Here is an 18,149-nt window from a genome sequence, read left to right as displayed (position 1 = left end):
GGTGACACCGGTGATTCCACCGGTGTCCGCCACCCGGCGGGCCCTCATCGTGGCACCGCCAGCACCCATGGCGGACCACCCCGGGCACCGTACCGCGTGGCTCCGCCCCGACCTGGAGGACCCCCACCGTGCCTCAGCTCCTTTCCCGTTCCGTGCGAACCGTCCTGGCCGGCCTGCTCGCCGCGGGCGGACTCACCACCGCGCTCACCACCGGCGCCCAGGCCGCCGAGAACCCCTACGAGCGCGGCCCCGCCCCCACCGAGTCGAGCATCGAGGCGCCGCTCGGCACCTACCGCGTCGCGGAGACCAGCGTCTCCAGCTGGGCCGTCACCGGCTTCGGCGGCGGCACGATCTACTACCCGACCGACACCTCGGACGGGACCTTCGGCGCCGTCGCCGTCTCGCCGGGCTACACCGCCTCCCAGTCGACCATGGCCTGGCTCGGCCCGCGCCTGGCCTCCCGCGGGTTCGTCGTCTTCACCATCGACACCAACTCCCGCTTCGACCAGCCCGGCAGCCGCGGTGACCAGCTCCTGGCCGCCCTGGACTACCTGACGGAGCGCAGCTCCGTGCGCGGCCGCATCGACAGCAGCCGGCTCGGCGTCATGGGGCACTCCATGGGCGGCGGCGGCTCGCTGGAAGCCGCGGCGGACCGTCCCTCGCTCAAGGCGTCGATCCCGCTCACGCCCTGGAACCTCGACAAGACCTGGTCGGAGCTGCGCACCCCGACGATGATCATCGGGGCGGAGAACGACAGCGTCGCGTCCGTGCGCTCGCACGCGGAGCCGTTCTACGAGAGCCTGCCGCGGACGCTGGACCGGGCCTACCTGGAGCTGAACAACGCCGACCACTTCGCGCCCAACCGGTCGAACACGACGATCGCGAAGTACAGCATCTCCTGGCTCAAGCGGTTCATCGACAACGACACCCGCTACGACCAGTTCCTGTGCCCGCTGCCCCAGCGGAGCCTGACGATCGAGGAGTACCGGGGGAACTGCCCGCTCGGCTGAACCACGTGACGGGGGACGAACCGGCCCGGGGGACTGTGCGGACGCACAGCTCCCCGGGCCGTACCGTGTGCGTCCGCCCCTTGACCTACCCGCCCGTAGGTTTCCCATGATTGCGGGATGACGATGACGTCCTTCCAGGGCCCGTACCGCCTGCACGGCCGGGCGGCGGAGACGGCAGCCGTCGACGGCCTGCTCGGCCGGACGCGCGCGGGCGGGGGCGGCGCCCTGCTGCTGACCGGGCCGCCGGGCAGTGGGCGCACCGCCCTGGTCACGCACGCCGTGCGCGCCTTCCGCCACGGCGGCGCGGCCCGCCCGGCAGGCGGCGGCCCCGGCACCGTGCTGGCCGTGCGGGCGGTGGCCGCCGAGCGGGACCTGCCCCACAGCGGGGTACACGCCCTGCTGTGCCGGGCCGCCGGACGGCTGTCCGTCCGGGCACGGGACGTCCTGCGGGCGGGGCTCGCGCCCGGGGACTTCCTGGAACTGCTGAACAAACTGGCCGCCGCCGGTCCGCTGCTGGTCTGCGTGGACGACGCGCACCACTGGGACGAGGCGTCCCGCGCGGCGCTCGGGTTCGCCGCCCGCCGCCTGGGCCCGGCGCACCCGGTCGCCGTGCTGCTCACCACCGAGACGCCCGGGGCGCCGGGGAGGCCGGGAGCGTCCGGTGCGGGGACGCCCGAGTTCGCCGGACTGCCCGCCCTGCGGCTCGGACCGCTCGGCGCGCAGGCGTCCGCCGCCCTGCTGGACGACGTCCTGCCCGGCGGCGCCCGCCCCGCCGTGCGCGAGGAACTCCTCGCCGACGCGGGCGGCAACCCGAAGCTGCTGACGGAGCTGGCGGCCGCCCGCGGGCCCGGTCCCGCCGGGGACGGCGGCCCGCCCGCCGCGCCCGGCCCGGCCGGATCGCTGCTGGCCCGGTACGCCGCCGAGGCGGGCGCGCTCCCCGCCGACACCCGGCTCCTGCTGCTGCTGGCCGCCGCCGACCACGTCCTGCGCGGGGGCGGTGGCAGCGGCGGGCGGCTGCTGGCGGCGGCGCGCTCCACCGGGCTCGACGCGGGACGGCTGGAGCCCGCCGAGCGCGCCGGACTGGTCCGCACCGACGGCGGCCGGGTCCGCTTCGACCCGCCGGTGCTGGCCCGCATCGTCCACGACGCCGCTCCGCTGGCCGCCCGCCGGGCCGCGCACGCCGTGCTGGCGGACGTGCTCGACGGCGCACCGCACCGGCTGCTGCGGCTTCGCCACCGCGCCGCCGCCGCGACCGGCCCGGACGCGGCCTGTGCGGCGGCGCTCGCGGACGCCGCGCACGCCGGGCGCGACCACCGCGAGGCCGCCGCCGCGCTGGCGGAGGCGGCGGCGATCAGCGCGGACGACGACGCCCGGGTCGCCCGGCTCGCCGCAGCCGCCGAACGGGCCTGGCAGGCGGGCCACCCGCACACCGCCCGGGACCTGCTCGCCCGCGCCCGGACGCTGCCGGCCGACGAGGCGGTGCGGGGGCGGGCGGAACTCGTGCGCGGCGAGCTGGAGCTGCGGGACGGCCCGTCCGACGACGCGCACGCCGCGCTGCTGCTCGCCGCCGGCCTGCTCGCCCCCACCGACCGGGAGCACGCCGTCGCGGCGCTGCTGGGCGCGGCCGACGCGGCCTGGGCGACGGGTGACGTGCCCGCCTACCTCGCCGCGCTGGACCGGGCCGCCCGGCTGGGCCCGCTGCCCGCGCTGCTCGGCGACTACGGCGCGGGCATGCACGCCCTCATGAGCGGCCGGTTCACCGAGGCCCGCCCGCTGCTGCACCGGGCGCTGGCCCGGGCGGCGGGCGAGGAGGACCCGGTGCGGCTGCTGCGGGCCGGGGGCGCGGCCCTGGTGCTCGGCGACGTCCCGGCGGCCCGGTCGGTGGGGGCGAGGGCGCTGGCCGCCGCGCGGGCACGCGGCCTGGACACCGTCGTCCCGCAGGCGCTGGAGTACCTGGCCTACGGGGAGCTGCGGGCCGGTCAGTACGCGCGGGCCAGGGCGCACGCCCGGGCCGGGCTGGCCGCCGCCGGGCAGGCCGGGCAGCGCAACACGGCGGCGCAGCTGCACGGGGTGCTGGCGATGGCGGCGTCCGTGCTCGGACCGGTGGAGGAGTGCGCCGCGCACGCGAAGGCGGCCGCGGCGATCGCGGGACCGCACGGTCTGGACCTTCCCGCGACCCTCGCCACCTGGGCCGTCGCCCGTGCCGACCTGGCCTGCGGGCGGCCCAGGGAGGCGGCGGCCCGGCTCGGTCCGCTGGTGCGCCCTGGGCCGCGGCGCGGGCACCTGGCGGTGCGGATGATGGCCGCGCCCTGCTTCGTCGAGGCGTCGGCGCAGACGGGGGCGGAGGCCGAGGCGGTGGCGGTGCTGGAGGAGTTCACGGGGTGGGCGGCGTGGACGACCGACCCGCAGGCCACCGCGCAGCTCGCCCGCTGCCGCGCGGTGCTCACCGACGCGGAGGCGGCCGACGAGCTGTACGAGCGGGCGCTGGTCTGCCACGACCGCGCGGCGGGCGACTTCGAGCGGGCCCGCACCCAGCTCCTGTACGGGAAGGCGCTGCGGCGCAGGCGGCGGCCGCTGGAGGCGCGTGAGCACCTGTGGGACGCGCTCGTGGGGTTCGAGCGCTGCGGTGCGGCGGCCTGGCAGGAGCAGGCCCGCGCCGAACTGCGCGCCACCGGCGACGCGGTGCGGGCCGCCGTGCCGGGCCCGCTGTCCGCGCTGACCCCGCAGCAGTCGCGGATCGCCCGGTACGTCGCCGAGGGCGCCACCAACCGGGAGATCGCCGAGCGGCTGTCGGTGAGCCCGCGGACGGTCGACTACCACCTGCGCAACGTCTTCGCCGCGCTCGGCGTCCGCTCGCGGGTGGAGCTGGCCCGGGTCGTGGACCGCGCCGGCGAGTGGCCGCAGGAGCACGTCGGCGGGGGCTGACCCCGCGCGTGCGCCGGGGCGCGCCGCGCCGGGCCCCGTTCCCGGGACGTCACGGGGTGGCATCGCACCGATAACCAACCAGTGCTAGTTTTCGCGCACCCCTGGGTGACCGACCGACTGGTATGTCATGCTGGCCCTCCGGCTTTGCCAGGCGCCCCCGCCGCCCGCAGGCCCACTCAGGTGGAGGACTGTGATGCAGCCAGACGTGTTGTCCCCGGCCCGTACCCCGCACGACCAGACCGCCACGGCGCAGCCGACGGGTCCCCGTCAGGACGCCGACGCCGAAGCCGTCGCCGTGCTCCACCGCGCCGCGCGGGGACTCATCGAGGACCTGGCCGGTCTCACCGACCGGCTCGTGGCCTTCCTCAACGAACGCGAGCCGTCCTACCGGGCCGCCATCGCCGCCGACGCCGAGGACGTCTGGCAGGAGGCCCACCGCGCCCTGCGTTACAACGTCGGCTCCCTCCTGCACCCCCGGCAGTACCGCGAGCCCGCCCGTCGCTGCGCGTGGCAGATCGGCACCCGCCGCGCCGAACACGGCATGCCGCTGGCCGCGCTCCAGCACGCCTTCCGGCGGGGCGGCGCGATCGTGTGGCAGGGCCTCATCGAGCAGACCGAACGGCGCCGCCCGGAGGACGTGCGGCTGCTGGTGCACTCCGCCGCCTACGTGTGGAACTCCGTCGACGAGCACTGCGCCCTCGTCGCCGACGCCTACCGGGAGGCCGAACGGCAGCTCACCTGGCGCCGGGAGAACGCGCTGCGGCTGATGACCGAGGCCCTGCTCGACGGCACCACCCGCATCGCGGACCTGCCCGAGGTCGCCGCCGCCCTGGACCTGCCGGAGAACGGCCGGTACGCCGTCGCCGTCCTCACCGGGGAGGGCCGCGCCGCCCACCGCGAGAACCGGCCGGCCAGCGGCCCCGGCGGGCTGCGCCTGCTGTGGCACACCGGAGCCGGCGCCGACCACGCCATCGCCCTCCTCGGCGAGAACCGCCCCGCCGACCTCGCCCGCGCGCTGCCCGGCGCGCCCGGCGGGCTCCGCGTCGGCGTCAGCTCCGCCGTGGAGGGCCTGGCGGCCCTCGGCGACGCCCGCAGGTGCGCCGGGACGGCGCTGCGCTGCTGCACCGAGGAGACGCCCGTCGTCGTCCTGGACGAGCACCTGCCCGCCGCGCTCACCGTCTCCTCGCCGGAACTCGGCGCCGCCCTGGCCGACCGCGTGCTGGGCCCCCTGCTGCGGCTGGACCCCGCCGACCGGGACGTGCTGCTCAACACCCTCACGGCCTGGCTGGAGTGCGACGGGTCCGCGCCGCGCGCCGGAGCACGGCTGTACTGCCACCGCAACACCGTCCTCAACCGGCTACGCCGCTGCGAGCAGCTGACGGGACGTTCGCTCTCCCGCCCGGCCGACCTGGTGCAGCTCTCGCTGGCGCTGACCGCCCGGCGCCTCCTGGACGGCTGACGCCCCGGCCCGGCGCCCCGCCCGGAGCCGCCGCGCACCCGCCGCGCGGCCCCGGGCGCACCGTCCGGGAGGCGCGGCCACCCCGCGTCCTGTGGCCCCGCTGTGCTCCGGCACAGCGGGGCCACAGCCGTGCTGTCCTGCGGCTTCCGCCCTCCGCTGTGCAGCCGCACAGGCCGGGTGGGCGGATTCTGTAAGCCGCACCCGACATCCCTTCCGGATCTGTACGCCCGCCCGCCCTGCTGCTGTCGTGAAGGTCCGTCCGCACCGCGCCGTCCGCTGCGCCCGGCGTGCGGCCCCAAGGAGGAGTGATGTCCGGACCACCGCCGGACCGCGGGTCGGGAGACCTGCGGATCGAGCATCTCGACGTGCGCTACGGCCGCGCCGTCACCGCACTGCACGACGTGAGCCTCACCGTGCCCGAAGGCGGCGTCGTCGCCCTGCTCGGCGCCAACGGCGCGGGCAAGACGACGCTGCTGCGCGCCGTCTCGGGCACCCTGCGGCTGTACCGGGGCAGCGTCACCGCGGGCACGGTCCGCTACGCCGGGCGCACACTGGACGGCACCGACCCCGTCGCCGCCGTCCGCGCCGGCGTCGTGCAGGTGCCCGAGGGGCGCCGCGTCTTCGGCGGGATGACCGTGGAGGAGAACCTGCGGGCCGGCGGCCTCGGCCGGGTCAGGCGCGGCGCCGCCGAGCGCCGCACCGCCGCCCGGGACCGCGTCTACGGCCTCTTCCCCCGGCTGGCCGAGCGCACCGGCCAGCGGGCCGGACTGCTCTCCGGCGGCGAGCAGCAGATGCTCGCCATCGGCCGCGCCCTCATGGCCTGGCCGCGCCTGCTCCTGCTGGACGAGCCCTCGCTCGGCCTCGCGCCGCTCATGGTCGAACGCATCGCGGAGGTGGTCCGCGAGATCCACGCCCAGGGCACGTCGGTGCTGCTCGTCGAGCAGAACGCCGCCATGGCCCTGGCGCTGGCCGACCACGCCTACGTGCTGGACGTCGGCCGGGTCGGGCTGTCCGGTCCCGCCGACGAGCTGGCCCGCACCGACGAGGTCAGCCGCCTCTACCTCGGCGAGGCACCGGCCGGCTCCGAGCCCGTCGCCGCCGCGCCGGCGCCGCCGCCCGCCCCCGGCGCCGGCCCCGGTCGGCACACCGGCACCGAGGGGCGTGGCGACGCATGACCCAGGGCCCCCCACCGCCCCTGCGCATCACGGACCTGACCGTCCGCTTCGCGGGCCTGACGGCGCTGGACGCCGTCGGGTTCACCGTCGCGCCGGGCAGCATCCACGCGCTCATCGGCCCGAACGGCGCGGGCAAGTCCACCTGCTTCAACGTGCTCTCGGGGGTGTACCGCCCGGCCGCCGGCAGCGTCACGCTCGGCGACAGCGAGCTGACCCGGCTCGCCCCGCACCGCATCGCCGCCCTCGGCGTCGCCCGCACGTTCCAGAACATCGTGACGACGGCGGGCACGGTCGCCGACAACCTGCTGCTCGGGCGGCACGCGCTGAGCCGGGCCGGGTTCGCCGCGACCGCCCTGCGCCTGCCGCACGCCGTGCGCGAGCAGCGCGCCCACCGCGCCCGCGCCCGGGAGTTCGCCGAACTGACCGGACTCGGACCGCACTTCGACAAGCCCGTCGCCCTGCTCTCCTACGGCGACCGAAAGCGCGTCGAACTGGCCCGCGCCCTGTGCCTCGAACCCAGGGTGCTGCTGCTGGACGAGCCGGTCGCCGGGATGAACGGCGCCGAGCGCGCCCGCATGGCCGCCGTCGTCCGCACCGTCCGCGAGGAGTTGAACCTGTCCGTGCTGCTGGTGGAACACGACATGGGCCTGGTGATGCGGCTCGCCGACGAGGTCACCGTCCTCGACTTCGGCCGCCGCATCGCGGGCGGCACCCCCGACGACGTCCGCAACGACCCCGAGGTGCGCCGCGCCTACCTCGGCACCCCCGGTGAGCAGGAGCGGTCCGCATGAACACAGCGTTCGACATCCTGCTGAACGGACTGGCGCTGGGCTCGGTCTACGCCCTCATCGCCCTCGGCTTCGTCATCATCTTCAAGGCGTCCGGCGTGATGAACTTCGCGCAGGGCTCGCTGCTGCTCTTCGGCGGCTACCTCACCGCCGTCCTCCACGAACACCTCGGCTTCCTGCTCGCGCTGGGCGTCGCCGTCGCGGGCACCGCGCTGGCGGCGGGGATCGTCGACCGGGTGCTGCTGCGCGGCCTGGACCCCCAGCAGCACCACATCCTGACGATCCTCACCATCGGCGTGGACATCCTGATGGTCACCGAACTGGCCCGGCGCATCGGCGGCGACCTGCTCTCCCTGGGCGACCCGTGGGGCAGCGACGTCGTCACGCTCGGAGACGTCACCGTCCCCACCAGCCGCATCGCCTCCATCGTCGTCTCGCTGCTCGTCATCGGCGTCGTGTTCGCCGCCTTCCGCTTCACCGCCTGGGGCCTGTCGCTGCGGGCCGCCGCCGAGGACCGGGAGGCCGCCGCCCTCATGGGCATCCGGCTCGACCGCATCCGCACCGTCGCCTGGTGCCTGGCCGGGGCGCTGGCCGCGCTCGCGGCGCTGTTCCTCACCGCCTTCCCGGCGCCCGGCCTGGAGCGCACGACGGCGCAGATCGCGCTCAAGGCGTTCCCCGCCGCGATCCTCGGCGGCATGGCGTCCCCACCGGGCGCCCTGCTGGGCAGCCTGCTCATCGGCGTCACCGAGGCACTGGCCGCCGGATACCAGAACGAGCTGTCCGGGCTCGGGCGGGGGCTGGGCGACGTCGCGCCGTACGTGGTGATGGTGCTCGTCCTGCTGGTGCGGCCGCAGGGCCTGCTCGGCTCGAAGGAGGCCGTCCGTGTCTGAGACCGCCGCGTCCACCGCCGCCCCCGCGTCCGCCGCCCCCGGCGGGAGCACCCCGGCGGGGACCGCCCCGCCCCCGGGGCGGTCCCGCACCGCCCGCCTCCTGCCGCCGGCCGCGTGCGTGCTGCTGCTGTGCGCCATGCCGTTCTACCTGGAGTCGTACTGGCTCCAGATCGGGCTGTTCGCCATGGCCGCCGCCATCGGCGCCATCGGCCTGAACCTGCTCAGCGGCGGCGCCGGGCAGCTCTCGCTCGGCCACGCCTTCTTCCTCGCCGTCGGCGCCTACGGGTACGCCTGGCTGGCGGGCGAGCCCGGGCCCGGCCTGCCCGCACCGCTCGCCCTCGTGCTCGCGGTGTGCCTGGCGGGCGTCGCGGGCGGCGTCTTCAGCCCCGTCTCCGGGCGGGTGCGCGGCATCTACCTGGGTGTCGCCACCCTCGCGCTCGTCTTCGTGGGCCACCACGTGATGCTCAACGCCGAACCGGTGACCGGGGGTTACAACGGCCGCTCGGTCGCCCCGTTCGAGCTGGGCGGCTTCTCCTTCACCTCCTCCGACCCCGAACTGCTGGTCCTCGGCGTGCCGTTCGGCGCCGAGGAGCGGCTGTGGTACCTGGCCCTGGTGCTGCTGGCCTTCGCCTGGTTCACCGCCCGCAACATCCTGCGCGGCCGGCCGGGACGGGCGCTGGCCGCCGTGCGGGACAGCGAGGTGGCCGCCGCCGTCATGGGCGTGCCGGTGGCCCGCTACCGCTCGGCCGCCTTCGTCGTCTCCTCGATGTACGCGGGCCTGTCCGGTGCCCTCATCGGGCTGGCCTTCCGCCGGGTGGTGCCCGACTACTTCGGGCTGGCGCTGTCCATCGACTACCTCGCCATGATCGTCATCGGCGGTCTCGGCTCGGTGGCCGGGGCCGTCGCCGGGGCGGCCTTCGTCACGATGCTGCCGCTGGTCATGGCCCGCTACGCCGACGTCCTCCCGGTCGTCGACGCACCGGGCAGCGGCGGGAGTTCCGTCGGCCCCACCGAGGCCGCCCGGTACCTCTACGGCGCCGCGATCATCCTCATCCTGCGCTACGCGCCCGGCGGGCTCGTCGGCCTCTTCCGCCGCGCGCCGCGCGCCGCGCCCGGCGGTTCCGGCACCGCCCGCCGGGCCGGCCCGCCGGACGGCAACGACCCCGCCCCCCGGCACGTCCCGAACGCCGCTGAGTCCAAGGAGTCCACCTCGTGAACCGTACCCGCAGCGCCACCGCCCTCGCGGCCATCGCCACCCTCGCCCTGCTGGGCACCGCCTGCAGCACCAAGGCCGCCGAGGAGGAGGGGAAGGCGGGCTCCGACGGCGTCAAGACCGGCCCGGGCGTCACCGACGACACCATCACCCTCGGCGCCCTCACCGACCTCACCGGCCCCTACGCCACCCTCGGCGAGAGCATCGTCAACGCGCAGCAGATGTGGGCCGACCAGATCAACGACGACGGCGGCATCTGCGGCCGCCAGATCCGCATCGAGGTCGAGGACCACGGCTACGACGTGCAGAAGTCCGTCGCCGCCTACGCGAACCTCTCACCCGACGTGCTGGCCATGCCGCAGGTCATCGGCTCCCCCGTGGTGGACGCCCTCATCGACGACATCGAGCGCGACCAGATCCTCACCTTCCCGCAGGCGTGGTCGGCCTCCCTCCTCGGCCGCGACGCCGTGCAGGTCCTCGGCACCACCTACGACCTGGACATGATGCGCGCCGTCGACTTCCTGGTCAGCGCGCGCGGCATCAAGGAGGGCGACGCCATCGGGCACGTCTACTTCGAGGGCGAGTACGGCGCCAACGCCGTGCAGGGCTCGAAGCACGCGGCCGGGCAGCACGGGCTCACCGTCGTGGAACAGAAGATCAAGGCGACCGACACCGACCTGACGGCCCAGGTGACGGCCCTGCGCAGCGAGGGCGTCAAGGCCGTGCTCATCAGCGCGGGCCCGGCGCAGACGGCGTCCCTGGTGGGCGTGGCCGCGGCCTCCGGCTTCCAGGTGCCCGTCGTCACCAGCGCCCCCGGCTTCGCCCCGCAGCTCCTGGACACCCCGGCGGCCCCCGCGCTGGAGTCGATGCTGCACATCGTCACCGCCATCCCGTCGGTCAGCGTGGACCTGCCCGCGGTCAAGAAGATGGTCGCCGACTACGAGAAGGCGTACCCCGGCGCGCTCGTGGACTCCGGCGTGCTGTCCGGCTACAACGCCTCCGTCCTGCTGGGCGAGAGCCTGAAGGCCGCCTGCGACGCGAAGGACCTGACCCGCGCGGGCCTGGTCGAGGCGCACCGCTCCCGCGACCAGGTGGACGTGGGTCTCGGCGCGCCGCAGAACTTCTCCGACGCATCGATGCCCTCGGCCACCGGCTCCTACGTCATCAAGCCGGCGAAGGGCGAGACCGGCGGCACCGAGCCGGTCGAGGACGCGGCCGAGCCGCAGGGCGCGGCGGCGTACCTGGAGGCGAAGGACGCGGGCTGACGGCTCGCGCGCCGGGGCGGCGCGGGGTCCGGGGCGCCGGGCCCCCGGACACCGCGCCGCCGTCGGCCGTCAGGAGAAGCAGAAGGTGCTGCCGGAGCCGAAGTGCCAGCACTGGACGAGCCGGGTGGCGGTGTCCGTGTTGCCCGCCCGGTCGGTCACGGTCAGCGCGGCCGTGTAGTTCCGCTGCGCCGCGGGGTAGCGGTGCGAGACGGTCGCGCCGGTGGCGCTCGCGCCGTCACCGAACGTCCACCGGTAGGAGGCGATGTCACCGTCCCGGTCGCTGGAGGCCGAGGCGTCGAAGTCGCACACCGCCTGGAGGCAGAAGACGCTGAAGCGCGCGTCCGGCGCCCCGCCCACGGGCGCTCCGGCCGTCACCCGGCGGGTGGTGGTGCCACTCTCGCCGTCGTCGTCGGTGACGGTCAGCGTCACCTCGTAGGTGCCGGGTTCGGCGTAGGTGTGGGAGGGCGTCACCCCGGTGCCGTCCGCACCGTCGCCGAAGTCCCAGGCGTAGGAGACGATGTCACCGTCCGCGTCGCTGGAGCCGGAGGCGTCGAAGGCGCAGGTGGTGCCGGTGGTCTCGCAGCGCGCGGTGAAGGCGGCGTCGGGGCGGCCGGGTCCGGGGGCGGTCCCCAGGCCGGTCACGCGCAGCAGCGCGTTGGGCGAGCCGCTGCCGGGGCTGCGCACGACGCCCTGCTCGGCGGCGCCCACGAGGGCGTCGCGCACCTGCTGCGGGGAGGCGTCCGGGTGGCCCGCCAGGTAGAGCGCGGCCGCGCCCGCGGCGTGCGGCGTGGCCATGGACGTCCCGCTCATCTGCTGGGAGCCGCCGCCGTTGCGGGTGGAGGTGATGCTGCTGCCGGGTGCGAACAGGTCGAGGCAGCGGCCGAGGTTGGAGAAGCTGGAACGGTTGTCACCGCTGTCGGTGGAGCCGAGCGTGACCGCGGCCCCCACCCGGGCCGGGCTGGTGTTGCAGGCGTTCGCCCCGTTGTCGTTGCCGGCCGCGACGGCGAAGGTGACGCCCGCGTCGATGGCGCCCTGCACGGCCCGGTCCACCGAGGAGTTGGCGCCGCCGCCGAGCGACATGTTCGCCACCGACGGCCCCTGGGCGTTTCGGGCCACCCAGTCGACACCCGCGATGATCTGGGACCACTGGCCGTTTCCCTGGCAGTCGAGGACCCGCACCGAGACGAGGTCGACGTCCTTGGCGACCCCGTAGTCCCGGCTGCCGACCGTGCCCGCCACGTGCGTGCCGTGGCCCTGGCAGTCGCTCGCGTCGCTGTCGTTGTCGATGAAGTCCCGGCCGCTGGTGGCCCGGCCCCCGAAGTCCGGGTGGTCCAGGTCGATGCCGGTGTCCAGCACGTAGGCGGTGACGCCCGAGCCCTCGTTCGGGTACGCGTACGCCCGGTCCCGCGTGCCGTCCACCCGGTCCAGCCCCCAGGACGGCGGGTCGGGCTGCGTGCCGCTGGCCCGTGCGACGCCGTCCGCCTCGACGTACCGCACGTCCGGTGCCGCCGCGAGCCGTTTGGCCTCGGCCTCGGTCGCGGTGAGCGAGAACCCGCGGAAGGCCGCCGAGTAGACCTGGTCCACCCGTCCGCCGTGCCGCTCCACCAGGGCGGCCGCCGCCGAGCGCGCCTGCGCCCTGGCACCGGCCTGGACCGAGGCCCCGCCGGTGAGGGCCACGATGTACCTGCCCTTGACGACGCCGTCGGCGCCGGCGTTCACGATGGTGCCCTCGGCCTGGGGCGGGCCCGCCGCGGCCGGGCCGGCCAGGGCCAGCACCGTCGCGGCCGCCGTGGTGGCTCCGACGCACAGCGCGCCGAACCGTGATCTTCTTGTGCGCATGCCTGAACGCTCCTCCGAGTGGGGTCGGCCGGGCCGCGTGGGGTGCGGCTGCCGGTAGCGGGCCTCACCCTCCGCGCGGGGCGGAGCGGAAACAATCCGGGGTGCGGTAGGTAGGGCTACGCAATCAGCACGCCGCGCGCCCGGACGGCCGGGTCCGTCAGGGAGCGCCACCGGACGGCGGCGGTTCGGCCACGTCGTCCCGCGAGGCCACGCGGAGCTTGCGCAGCACCCGTGCGACGTGCTGCTCGATGGTGCGCGGCGACAGGAACAGCACCGCGGCGATCTCCCGGTTGGTGTGCCCGAGCGCCACCAGGCGCGCCACCTCGCGCTCCCGGGGTGACAACGCGTCACCGTAGCCGCGGCGACCGCGCCGCGACGGCGTCACCACCCCGCTGCCGCGCAGCACGCGGCGGCACCGGGCGGCGTCCCTGGTGGCGCCCAGCGCGGCGAACTCGTCGGCCGCCGCGGCCAGTTCCCCGGGGCCCTCCGGCAGGCCGAGCGCCAGTCGGGAGCGTGCCGCGGCCTCCTTCGCCCGGGCCGCGGCGTACGGGCGCGGCAGCGCCGCGTAGCCCCGGCGGGCGGCGTCGAAGGCCGCTGCCGCGCCGCGCGGATCCTGGCCGGCGAGCGCCAGGACGCCCCGGCAGGCGTCCAGGGCCGCCGCCGCCAGCGGACTGCCGCGTCCCGCGACACCGGCGGCGAACTCCGCCGTCAGCGCCTCCGCGTCACCGGAGCGCTCCCCGCGCACGTAGGCGGTGACGGCCATGGGGACCAGCTCGGACGCCCACACCCAGATGCCCTTGCGCCGGACGCGGCGCACCGCCCGCTCGGCCTCCGCGCACGCCGCCGCCACCTCGCCCCGGGCCACGCGCAGCCGCACCAGCGCGCCGGAGGCGACCGCGAGCGCCGGCGCCGAGGCGTTGGCCGGATCGGCGGGCCCGGCGGCGTCCAGCCGGGCGGCGGCCTCGTCCCACTCACCCCGCGCCAGCGCCAGCAGTCCCAGCACCAGGGAGGCGTCGACCGCCAGGCCCGACAGTCCGCCCACCCCGTCGTGGCCGCCCATGTCCTCCAGGGCGCGCGTCGCCCGCCCGGCCAGCTCCGTCCACCGGCCCCCGTGCCACTCCAGGCGCAGCGCGGTGCCCTCGGTGAGGCTGCGCACGTACGGCGCGCCGTGCTCGCGGGCCAGCCCCTCGCCGACCCGCCGGTAGTGGTGGGCGTCGCCGTCGTGTCCCTGCCAGGCCGCCGCGTCGGCCAGGTTGGCGCACATCCGCGCCACCTGCACCCGCTCGGCGGCCGTCCCGCCGCGCGCGAGGAGCGCGTCCGCACGGGCCCGCACCCCCGGCTCGCCCAGGCTGAGCAGCAACGCCAGGTGGTTGCCGCGCACGGCGATCCGCAGCGCCCCGTCCGGCTCCCGCGCGACCAGTTCCTCCGCCCGCGCGATCCACCGCCGGTAGACGCGGCACGGATGGTCGCCCCAGGTGGGCATCGCCAGCGCCGCCATGCCCCGCGCCGCCAGCGCCGGGCGCTCCCGCAGCTCCTCGACGGCGGTCTCCGTGTCCACGCGGCCCTGTTCGTAGTCCCCCGCCTGGTTGTTGAGCAGCAGCCCGAGGTTGAGCCGGATCTCGCCGCGCAGCCCGTCCGGCACGTGCGCGTCCTCCACGACGCGGCGCAGCAGCGCGGACGCCCGGCGGTGGGTGAGCCCGTTCAGCGCCGCCTCGCTGAGCCGCACCGCGAGCCGGGCCCGCTCCAGGGCCGGCAACCGCCCCTCGGTCAGCAGGCCCTCCAGCAGTTCCACCGCGAGCGCCAGGTCGCCGCGGGCACGGGCCGCCTCCGCCGCGGCCTCCGCGTAACGGCGCCACGCGGCGAGCTCCTCCGCCTGCCGGGCGTGGTAGGCGAGCTGGACCAGCGGCGGGGCCTCCAGGGCGGCCAGCGCCCGCATCGCCCGCCGGTGCAGGTCCCGCCGCAGCGGCCCGGGCAGGCTCCCGTACACCGCCTGCTGGGCCAGCGCGTGCCGGAACCCGTACCGGCACCGCTCCACTTCGTGCAGCACCCCGGCGAGCAGCGCCTCCCGGAGGGGAGTGCCGGACTCCGCGCCCGTGACGGCGGCGACCAGCTCCTCCCCGGCGGGCACCCGCAGGACGGCGGTGGCCTGGACGCAGCGGGCCGCCTGCGGCGACAGCAGCGCCATCCGGTCGGCCATGGCCTCGTGCAGCAGCGTCGGCACCGCCAGCGCGTCCAGCGGCTCCCGGCCGGTGACGCCGGGCGGCAGCGCCCGCACGACCTCCTCCACCACGAAGGGGATGCCCGCCGTCCGCTCGTGCAGCTCCCGCGCCAGTTCGCCGGGGACCGCGGGAGTGCCGGTCAGGGCCGCCGCCATGGAACGCACGGCGGCCACGTCCAGCGGCGCGAGCGGGACGAGCGCGGACGTCGTCCCCGGCGGCCGGCGGTAGGCGCGTCCCAGCGGCAGCCCGGCGCCGGGCAGTTCCTCGCGGCGGTAGCTCAGTACGGCGGCCAGCCCGCCGGGCGGGTCGTCCACCAGGAACCGCACCAGGTCCCGGGTGCCGTCGTCGGCCCAGTGCAGGTCCTCCACGACGACGACGGCGCGCCCCAGCGCGTCCAGCAGCGCCCGGACCGCGCGGAACAGCCGGTGCTGGGCGGCGCGGTGGTCGGCCAGCGGCTCCGGGGCGGGCGGCAGGTCCCGGGCCAGCTCCGGCAGGTACGGCCGCAGCGCGCCGCAGACCGGGTCGAGCCGGCCGGGAACGCGTCCGGCGAGCCTGCGCAGCAGGTCGAACACCGGCCCGTACGGGAACGGTTCGCGCAGCGGGTGGCAGCCACCGGCCAGGACGGGGCGGCCCCGCAGCGACGCGTGGCCCAGGGCCTCCCGGATCAGCCGTGTCTTGCCGATCCCGGCCTCGCCCTCCACGAGCACGACGGCGGGCGGGCACGCGAGCGCGTCGAGCAGGGTGTGCAGCTCGCCGGTGCGGCCGATGAGGACCGGCGTCTCGGACCGCCGGACGACCGTGTCCGCCCGTACGGCGTCGGTGTCCGGCGCCGGGGGTCGCTCACCAGGCAGCACGGCCCCGTACGGTACCGGCCCGCGCGGCGTTCCGGGAGGGTCTCGCCGCCCGCCGGGCGCTGCCGCCCCGCCGGGCGGCCGGGCGGCAGCGCCCGGCGGGACGTCAGCTCAGCGTGGCCATGGCGGCGGCCGGGGGCACCCCGCTCGCGGCGGCCGTCGTCCAGCTGCCGAGGGAGATCTCGGCGGTGATGCCGGGGCCGAAGCCCGCGATCACGCCGCGGGCCGCGTGCTGCGCCCCGCCGTCGGCGAACAGCCGGTCCAGCGCGTCGAGGACGACGCAGCTCGCGATGTTGCCGCGTTCGGTGAGGGTGGCCCTGCTGTAGCGGTACATGACCGGGTCCACCCCGAGGATGTCGCACAGGTCGTCCAGGATGCGCGGGCCGCCCGCGTGCACGATGTGGAAGTCCAGCGCGGAGACGTCCCAGCGGTGCGTGGCCGCCAGCGCCCGCATCGCGGGGGCCAGCATGTGCATGGTGGTGGGCACCCGTTTGTCCAGCCGGAAGTGGAAGCCGGTGTCCTTGACGGCGTAGGAGATCCAGTCCTCCGTCTGGGGCACCAGGTGGGAGCCGTTGTGTTCGAGCCGGACGCCCACCCCGCCCCGGCCGCGCACGACGGCGGCGGCCACGCCGTCGCCGAACAGGCCGTTGGAGAGCAGGGCCCCGATGTCCAGGTCGCTGGGCTGGTAGCACAGGCTGCAGAACTCGCAGGCCACGATGAGGACGTTGGCGTCCGGGTAGGCCGTGCAGAAGTCGTGCGCCCGGTTGATCGCGGCGCCGCCCGCCGCGCAGCCGAGCTGGGCGATCGGCAGTTGCCGGGTGTCGGAGCGGAAGCCCAGGTTGTTGATGAGCCAGGCCGTCATGGACGGCATGAGGAAACCGGTGCACGAGACGTACACGATGAGGTCGATGTCCCGGACGCCGAGGCCCGCGTGCTCGAGGGCCCGGTGGATGACCGGCGGCGTCCGGCGCCTGGCCTCCGTCGCGTAGACGAGGTTGCGGGCTTCGAACCCGGGGTGGCGCAGCGTCTGCTCGATCGGCTGCACCAGGTGCCGGGTGCGGACGCCGGTGTTCTCGATCAGCCGCAGTGCCAGACCGAGCTGGGGGTGGTCCGCGTGCACGGCGCGGGCCAGCTCCAGCGTCTCCGCCATCGTGATGACGTGTTCGGGTACGGCGACGGCCGGTCGGCACAGTGTGGGCACGGACCTCTCCCTGCGTGGTGTGGTGGTGGGTGCTCACGGTCACCAGGTGACGGGAAGCTCGTGCGGGTAGCGCCAGATCGACTCGGTGTTCCAGCGGATCTCCTCGGGCGGCACGGCCAGCCGCAGCCCGGGGAACCGGCGGATCAGGGTGCCGATGGCCACCTCCAGCTCCATCAGGGCCAGCGGCGCCCCGATGCAGTGGTGGGCGCCCCACCCGAAGGTCATGTTCCGGGCGCCGTCCCGCTCCAGGTCGAGGTCGTCCGGGCCGGGGAAGACCGCCGGGTCGCGGTTGGCGGCCAGGTAGGAGACGTGGACCAGTTCGCCGGCCCGGATCGTCACGTCGCCCAGCCGGACGTCCTCGGTGGCGACGCGCGGGATGCCGACGCCCTTGCGGAACGGGATGTACCGCAGCAGCTCCTCCAGGGCCGCCGGCAGCAGCCCGGGCCGCTCCCGCAGGGCGGACAGGTGCTCCGGGTGGGTGAGCAGGGTGTAGGTCAGGTTGCCGATCTGGTAGGTGCTGGTGTCGTGCCCGGTCATGAGCAGGACCATCGCCATGACGGTCAGCTCCTGGTCGTCCAGCGTCTCGTCGTCGACGCGGGCGGTGGCCAGCACGCTGATCAGGTCGTCGCCCGGGTTCTTGCGGCGGCGCGCGGTCAGGTCCGCGAAGTAGGCCCGCAGCTCCGCCTTCGCGGCCGTGGCCGCCTCGCGGGAGGCCGCGTCCGTGGACATCATCGCCATGGCCCGCTGCCGCAGCTCGGGGCGGTCGGGCTCGGGGACGTCCAGCACCTCGCAGATCGTGCGCAGCGGGAGCTGCGCCGACAGGTGGCGCACGACGTCGGCGGGCGGTCCCTGCCCGGCCATCGTGTCCAGCAGGCCGTCCACGATGCGCTGGGTGGCCGGACGCATCGCCTCGACGCGGCGCTTGGTGAACGCCTGCCCGGCCAGGTTGCGCAGCCGGGTGCTCTGCGGGGGGTCCATGAGGTTGATGGACTCGGACTGGACGATGGGTTCCGGCGTCATGCGCGGGAAGTCCCTGCCGCGGACCGCGGAGCGGCTGAACCGGCGGTCGCTGGTCACGGTCCGCACGTCCTCGTAGCGGGTGACCAGCCACGCCTCGCCCTCCCCGTAGGAGAGCCGGACCCGGGCGACGGGGGCCTCGGTGCGCAGGCGCGTCAGCAGCGGATCGGGATCCAGCTTCTCGGCGAAGTCGAAGGGGCAGTTCCAGACGGTTTCGGAGCTGTTCAACGTGGGCCCATCGGTGTGGCGGAGCCCGGCTGGTCCGGCCGGGCATCCGAAGCCTGTCCGATCGGAGGC

At 76.2% G+C, this 18,149-nt stretch carries 12 protein-coding genes; 8 read left to right on the top strand and 4 right to left on the bottom strand.

Translation table 11 applies throughout. The features are described 5' to 3' along the window. The first annotated feature begins 128 nt into the window (after positions 1–128). The 8 genes from bdeA to V1J52_RS06675 all read left to right on the top strand — a co-directional run bounded on the left by bdeA (position 129) and on the right by V1J52_RS06675 (position 10,725). Positions 129–1,010 (top strand): bis(hydroxyethyl) terephthalate hydrolase, encoded by an 882-nt coding sequence (bdeA, locus tag V1J52_RS06710; RefSeq protein ID WP_330138666.1) that lies wholly within the window; start codon positions 129–131, stop codon positions 1,008–1,010. 117 nt (positions 1,011–1,127) lie between these two features. Next, positions 1,128–3,935, top strand: coding sequence for a helix-turn-helix transcriptional regulator (locus tag V1J52_RS06705; RefSeq protein ID WP_330138665.1), 2,808 nt, complete (start codon positions 1,128–1,130; stop codon positions 3,933–3,935). Positions 3,936–4,128: 193 nt separating this feature from the next. Beyond that, the gene (locus V1J52_RS06700) at positions 4,129–5,394 is read left to right on the top strand and encodes a PucR family transcriptional regulator (RefSeq protein WP_330138664.1); all 1,266 of its coding nucleotides are present in this window, start codon (positions 4,129–4,131) and stop codon (positions 5,392–5,394) included. Between the two features lie 308 nt (positions 5,395–5,702). Beyond that, a complete protein-coding gene (locus V1J52_RS06695) occupies positions 5,703–6,569 on the top strand; it encodes an ABC transporter ATP-binding protein (RefSeq protein ID WP_330138663.1) in 867 nt (288 codons plus the stop codon). Beyond that, positions 6,566–7,360: an ABC transporter ATP-binding protein gene (locus V1J52_RS06690; RefSeq protein ID WP_330138662.1), complete on the top strand. Its 795-nt coding sequence runs from the start codon at positions 6,566–6,568 to the stop codon at positions 7,358–7,360. The genes V1J52_RS06695 and V1J52_RS06690 overlap by 4 nt, the downstream gene beginning before the upstream one ends. After that, on the top strand, positions 7,357–8,247 hold the full coding sequence (locus V1J52_RS06685) for a branched-chain amino acid ABC transporter permease (protein WP_330138661.1): 891 nt from the start codon (positions 7,357–7,359) through the stop codon (positions 8,245–8,247). The genes V1J52_RS06690 and V1J52_RS06685 overlap by 4 nt, the downstream gene beginning before the upstream one ends. A 136-nt stretch (positions 8,248–8,383) precedes the next feature. Next, complete coding sequence (locus tag V1J52_RS06680; protein ID WP_330138852.1) at positions 8,384–9,463, top strand: branched-chain amino acid ABC transporter permease; 1,080 nt, start codon at positions 8,384–8,386, stop codon at positions 9,461–9,463. Further along, positions 9,460–10,725, top strand: coding sequence for an ABC transporter substrate-binding protein (locus V1J52_RS06675; RefSeq protein WP_330138660.1), 1,266 nt, complete (start codon positions 9,460–9,462; stop codon positions 10,723–10,725). Before V1J52_RS06680 ends, V1J52_RS06675 begins: the two co-directional genes overlap by 4 nt. A gap of 69 nt (positions 10,726–10,794) precedes the next feature. Here V1J52_RS06675 and V1J52_RS06670 read toward each other — a convergent pair whose 3' ends face one another. The 4 genes from V1J52_RS06670 to V1J52_RS06655 all read right to left on the bottom strand — a co-directional run bounded on the left by V1J52_RS06670 (position 10,795) and on the right by V1J52_RS06655 (position 18,080). Further along, positions 10,795–12,564, bottom strand: a complete 1,770-nt coding sequence (locus tag V1J52_RS06670) for a S8 family serine peptidase (protein ID WP_330138659.1) — start codon at positions 12,562–12,564, stop codon at positions 10,795–10,797. A 157-nt stretch (positions 12,565–12,721) separates the two neighbouring features. Next, a complete protein-coding gene (locus V1J52_RS06665) occupies positions 12,722–15,637 on the bottom strand; it encodes a helix-turn-helix transcriptional regulator (protein WP_330138658.1) in 2,916 nt (971 codons plus the stop codon). Between the two features lie 103 nt (positions 15,638–15,740). Next, positions 15,741–16,835: a type III polyketide synthase gene (locus V1J52_RS06660; protein WP_330138657.1), complete on the bottom strand. Its 1,095-nt coding sequence runs from the start codon at positions 16,833–16,835 to the stop codon at positions 15,741–15,743. 39 nt (positions 16,836–16,874) lie between these two features. Further along, the gene (locus V1J52_RS06655) at positions 16,875–18,080 is read right to left on the bottom strand and encodes a cytochrome P450 (protein ID WP_330138656.1); all 1,206 of its coding nucleotides are present in this window, start codon (positions 18,078–18,080) and stop codon (positions 16,875–16,877) included. Between the last annotated feature and the right edge of the window lie 69 nt (positions 18,081–18,149).

It is taken from the genome of Streptomyces solitudinis (genome assembly GCF_036323765.1).
Classification (GTDB): domain Bacteria; phylum Actinomycetota; class Actinomycetes; order Streptomycetales; family Streptomycetaceae; genus Streptomyces.
The sequence above is the reverse complement of the archived record's forward strand: the minus strand, read 5'-3'. Positions and strand labels throughout refer to the sequence as shown.

What these genes read in the sequence shown, in the direction of transcription:
- V1J52_RS06695 (WP_330138663.1), top strand. Translation starts at nt 5,703, where the DNA reads ATGTCCGGACCACCGCCGGACCGCGGGTCGGGAGACCTGCGGATCGAG.
- V1J52_RS06670 (WP_330138659.1), bottom strand. Translation starts at nt 12,564, where the DNA reads ATGCGCACAAGAAGATCACGGTTCGGCGCGCTGTGCGTCGGAGCCACC.
- V1J52_RS06705 (WP_330138665.1), top strand. Translation starts at nt 1,128, where the DNA reads ATGACGATGACGTCCTTCCAGGGCCCGTACCGCCTGCACGGCCGGGCG.
- V1J52_RS06690 (WP_330138662.1), top strand. Translation starts at nt 6,566, where the DNA reads ATGACCCAGGGCCCCCCACCGCCCCTGCGCATCACGGACCTGACCGTC.
- V1J52_RS06685 (WP_330138661.1), top strand. Translation starts at nt 7,357, where the DNA reads ATGAACACAGCGTTCGACATCCTGCTGAACGGACTGGCGCTGGGCTCG.
- V1J52_RS06680 (WP_330138852.1), top strand. Translation starts at nt 8,384, where the DNA reads ATGCCGTTCTACCTGGAGTCGTACTGGCTCCAGATCGGGCTGTTCGCC.
- V1J52_RS06700 (WP_330138664.1), top strand. Translation starts at nt 4,129, where the DNA reads ATGCAGCCAGACGTGTTGTCCCCGGCCCGTACCCCGCACGACCAGACC.